The following is a 4,495-nucleotide window of genomic DNA, read 5'->3' as shown; positions in this document are numbered from 1 at the left end:
GTAGTATAGTCGCATGCGAGAGGCGCTTTCCCACCCGGTTTACCGCAAATTGCTGGCCGCGCAGGTTCTTTCTGTGTTCGGCTCCGGCCTGACCACGGTGGCGCTTGGGCTTTTGGCATTCGAGTTGGCGGGGGCGAATGCAGGCGCGGTGCTGGGCATCGCGCTGGCACTCAAGATGGTGGCCTATGTCGGCCTTGCGCCGCTGGCCACCGCGCTGGCCGCGAACCTGCCGCGTCGGCCATTTCTGATTACGCTCGATCTTTGCCGCGCGGCGCTGGTGCTGCTTTTGCCCTTCGTCACCGAGATCTGGCAAATCTATGTGCTGGTATTTGCCTTTCAGGCGTTTTCGGCAGCGTTTACCCCAACCTTTCAGGCAACGATTCCCGACATTCTTACCGATGAGCGGCAATACACGCAGGCCTTGTCTCTTTCGCGTCTTTCTTATGATCTCGAATCGCTGCTTAGCCCCATGCTGGCGGGGCTGCTGCTTTCGCTGATGTCATTTCATTGGCTGTTCGCGGGCACCGCGCTTGGCTTTCTATGCTCGGCGGCGCTGGTGCGATCTGTGCACTTGCCGCAGCCGCGCGGTGGCGCGGTGGCGGCACCGTTTCGCAAGCGGCTGACGCGGGGCGCGTGGATCTATCTGGCCACGCCCCGGTTGCGCGGAATGTTGGCGCTTTACCTTGCAGTGGCCGCAGGCAGCGCGATGGTGATCGTCAATACCGTCGTGCGGGTCAAAGACACGCTCGCGCTGGGCGATGCGGCAGTGGCGCTGCACTTCGCGGCCTACGGGCTTGGCTCGATGGTGGTGGCGCTGACCTTGCCACGACTGCTGGAAAAGATCGCCGCGCGGCAGGCGATGCTGGCGGGCGGGGTGATGCTTGCGCTGCTGATGGCGCTTGCCGCACTGGGCCCCTCGCTGAATGCCGGGCTGCTGCTCTGGTCCGCCCTTGGCGCGGCGGCAGCGCTAGTGCAGACCCCCTCTGGGCTGATTCTGCGCCGCTCTTGCGCAGAGCCCGACCGCCCGGCGGTTTTTGCCGCGCAATTCGCACTTTCACATGCCTGTTGGCTGCTGGCCTACCCTGCGGCAGGGCTTTTGGGCGCAGCACTTGGCCTAGACGCGACATTCGCCATCATGGCGGCGGTTGCGGCGCTTTCCACGGCGGCGGCGCGACACCTCTGGCCCGCGCTCGACCCCGAGGAAATAGAGCACGAACATCTGGCATTTGCGCATGAACACGCAGAGGGTGACGCCGATCATCACCCCGCGGGCACAGGCCCGCACCATACCCACGCGCCGCTTCGCCACAAACATCGCTACGTGATCGACGACCACCACCCGCACTGGCAGCATTCTGCCTGATCGCGCGGCACCAAGGGCGCGCCATCGGACACGGTGCCGCCTTGGCTTGTCGGAACGGGAGCACGGGCGAGATCCGAAAATACTAACCAATACTTGCCTTTAGACAGCGCGCGCAGGTGCGTGGGCACCCATCACACGCATTCCGGCGGATGGCGAGGCGTGGTCACAAGTGCCTATGTATTCGGCGACGATCCCGTTCGATGGATGCTTTCGTTAGGTTACTCGACCCGGACGTCTTGACATTCTGACTGCTGGCAGCGCTAACCTGTGGCATGGACCAACTGACCGCGCTCGCGCTGCCAGTGAAAAACGAACGTCCAGCAACATTGGGAGTTACGCATGAAACATCTGCCAAGACTGGTCGGCGTCGCGCTGGTCGCGTCGCTTGGCCTGTTCGCCCCCGCGGCCCGCGCCGCGACACCGGCGGACACGCTTATACAAGCCTGGGCAATCGATGACATTATCAGCCTCGATCCGGCTGAGGTGTTCGAGTTTACCGCGTCCGAACTGCTCGGCAACGCGTATCAGGGGCTGATCGGCTACGACGTGAACGACGTCTCGGACATCTTCGGCGTAATTGCCGAGAAATGGGACATCTCTGCCGACGGCATGACCTATACCTTCACCATCCGCGATGGCATGAAGTTTGCCTCGGGCAACCCGATCACCGCATCCGATGCGGTTTTCTCGCTGCGCCGCGCGGTCAAGCTCGACAAATCGCCTGCGTTCATCCTCACCCAGTTCGGCTTCACCGCCGAGAATGCTGACGAGATGATCCGGCAGACCGGGCCGATGACCTTTGAGTTCCAGATCGACAAGCCCTACGCGCCGACGCTGGTTCTTTACTGCCTGACCTCCACCGTGGGCTTCATCGTCGATGAAAAGCTGGCGATGGAACACGAGGCCAACGGCGATTTCGGCTATGACTGGCTGAAAACCAACTATGCCGGTTCGGGCGCCTATACGATTCGCGAATGGCGCGCCAACGAAGTTGTCGTGCTGGAACGCAACGACAATTACTCGGGCCCCGCTCCGGCGATGGCGCGGGCGATCTACCGCCACATCCCCGAGCCTGCGACGCAGCGGTTGCTGCTGGAACAGGGCGACATCGACATCGCCCGCAACGTTTCGGCCGACAGCATCGACACTTTGGCTGCAAACCCCGACCTCGTGGTTGATTCTGGCGTGAAAGGCTCGATCTACTATCTCGGGCTGAACCAGAAGAACCCGATCCTCGCGAATCCCGACGTGCGTCAGGCGATGAAATATCTGGTGGACTATGCCACCATCGCCGACACGATCATGAAGGGTCGCGTCGTGGTGCACCAAGCCTTCCTGCCGCTCGGCTTCCTCGGCGCGCTGGAAGACAATCCGTTCTCGCTCAACGTTGAAAAAGCCAAGGAACTGCTCGCGGCAGCGGGCTACCCGAACGGCTTCAAAGTGACGATGGATACGCGCAACACCGATGAAATCACCGCTATCGGCACCGCGATCCAGCAGACCTTCGCTTTGGCCGGGATTGAGCTTGAACTGATCCCGGGCGACGGCGGGCAAACGCTCACCAAATACCGCGCGCGTAACCACGACATCTACATCGGCCGCTGGGGGCCCGACTATCAGGACCCGCATACCAACGCCGATACCTTCGCGCGCAACCCCGACAACTCTGACGACGCGGCCTCCAAACCGCTGGCATGGCGCAACGCTTGGGACATTCCGGAAATGACCGCGATGGCCGACGCCGCCGTGCTTGAAGCGGACGCCGGCAAGCGCGCCCAGATGTATCTGGACCTGCAAGCCGAGCATCAGCAAACCTCGCCCTTCATCATCATGTTCCAGGAGATCGAGGTTATGGCGCGGCGCGCCAACGTGCAGGGCTTCGTTGTCGGACCGTCGTTCAACGACAACTCCTTCAAGGCCGTGACAAAATAATGGCTTCAATCGCAACTGGAGAAGGGCGCCGCGGCGCCCTTCCCGCCCTCGCCTGGAAGATCGTCAAGATCCTTGCCAGCGTGGCGCTGACCTTTCTGGGCCTTCTGCTTGTCACCTTCATGATTGGGCGCGTCGTGCCGGTTGACCCGGTGCTTGCGGTCGTTGGCGACCGCGCCTCGCAGTCCGTTTATGATCGGGTGTTTATCGAGCTTGGGCTCGACAAGCCGCTCTATGAACAATTCTGGATGTATCTTCAAAAGATCGCCTCGGGTGATCTTGGCATCAGCTTCCTTACCAAAAAGCCGATCATCGACGATATCGCGCGCGTCTTTCCCGCGACGCTGGAACTGGCGACGGTGGCCATTCTCATTGGCACCATCTTCGGGATTCCGCTGGGGGTTTGGGCTGCGGTGCGCCAAGGGCGGCTTGCCGACCAGATCGTCCGCGTGGTCGGGCTGATCGGGTATTCGGCGCCGATCTTTTGGCTGGGCTTGCTGGGCCTTCTGGTCTTTTACGCGCGCCTGCACTGGGTCGCAGGGCCCGGGCGGATCGACATTTCCTATGAATATTCCATCACCTCGCGCAGTGGGCTGATGCTTTTGGACGCCGCGATGCAGGGCCAGTGGGATGCGTTCCGCAACGCCTTCTCGCATATCATCCTGCCCGCTTCGCTGCTGGGATACTATTCGCTGGCCTATATCAGCCGCATGACGCGCAGCTTCATGCTGGCGGAACTGGCGCAGGAATATGTCATCACCGCCCGCGTCAAAGGCGTTGCCGAATGGCGCATCATCTGGGTGCATGCATTGCGCAACGCGGCGGTGCCACTGGTCACCGTGGTCGCGCTCTCCTACGCAGGGCTGTTGGAAGGCTCGGTTCTGACCGAGACCGTTTTCGCTTGGCCGGGGCTGGGACAGTACCTGACCAACTCGCTGCAAAACTCCGACATGAATGCGGTGCTTGGTGGCACCCTCGTGATCGGGGCAATTTTCGTGGGGCTGAACCTCTTGTCTGACTTGCTTTACACGCTGCTCGACCCACGGGTGCGCCGCAGATGAACACACGTGAATGGCTTTTGACCGAGCAACCCGCCTCGCGCCGACAGGCACGCGCGGGCCAAGCGTATCGCACATGGATCGCGTTTAGCCGGAATCGTCTGGCGATGATCGGCCTCGGCATCGTGGTGGTGCTGGTTCTGGT

3 protein-coding genes and 1 pseudogene are annotated in these 4,495 nt (G+C 61.8%); all 4 read left to right on the top strand.

What is annotated here, in order from left to right; genetic code table 11:
• Positions 1-13 precede the first annotated feature (13 nt).
• Positions 14-1,363 (top strand): MFS transporter, encoded by a 1,350-nt coding sequence (locus ABY403_RS13780; protein ID WP_372841402.1) that lies wholly within the window; start codon positions 14-16, stop codon positions 1,361-1,363.
• 339 nt (positions 1,364-1,702) lie between these two features.
• Positions 1,703-3,295, top strand: a complete 1,593-nt coding sequence (locus tag ABY403_RS13775; protein ID WP_372841400.1) for an ABC transporter substrate-binding protein — start codon at positions 1,703-1,705, stop codon at positions 3,293-3,295.
• Positions 3,292-4,353 (top strand): ABC transporter permease, encoded by a 1,062-nt coding sequence (locus ABY403_RS13770; protein WP_372841403.1) that lies wholly within the window; start codon positions 3,292-3,294, stop codon positions 4,351-4,353. Before ABY403_RS13775 ends, ABY403_RS13770 begins: the two co-directional genes overlap by 4 nt.
• Positions 4,350-4,495, top strand: a pseudogene (locus ABY403_RS13765) (D,D-dipeptide ABC transporter permease); the annotation flags it as partial. The gene ABY403_RS13770 and the pseudogene ABY403_RS13765, both read left to right, overlap by 4 nt.

This window comes from Phaeovulum sp. (assembly GCF_041596715.1).
Lineage (GTDB): Bacteria > Pseudomonadota > Alphaproteobacteria > Rhodobacterales > Rhodobacteraceae > UBA6213.
Note: the sequence above shows the minus strand (reverse complement) of the source record. Positions and strands in the feature narration are given on the sequence as shown.

Excerpts from the sequence above, each read along its gene's own strand:
- ABY403_RS13775 (WP_372841400.1), top strand. The coding sequence starts at position 1,703 with ATGAAACATCTGCCAAGACTGGTCGGCGTCGCGCTGGTCGCGTCGCTT.
- ABY403_RS13780 (WP_372841402.1), top strand. The coding sequence starts at position 14 with ATGCGAGAGGCGCTTTCCCACCCGGTTTACCGCAAATTGCTGGCCGCG.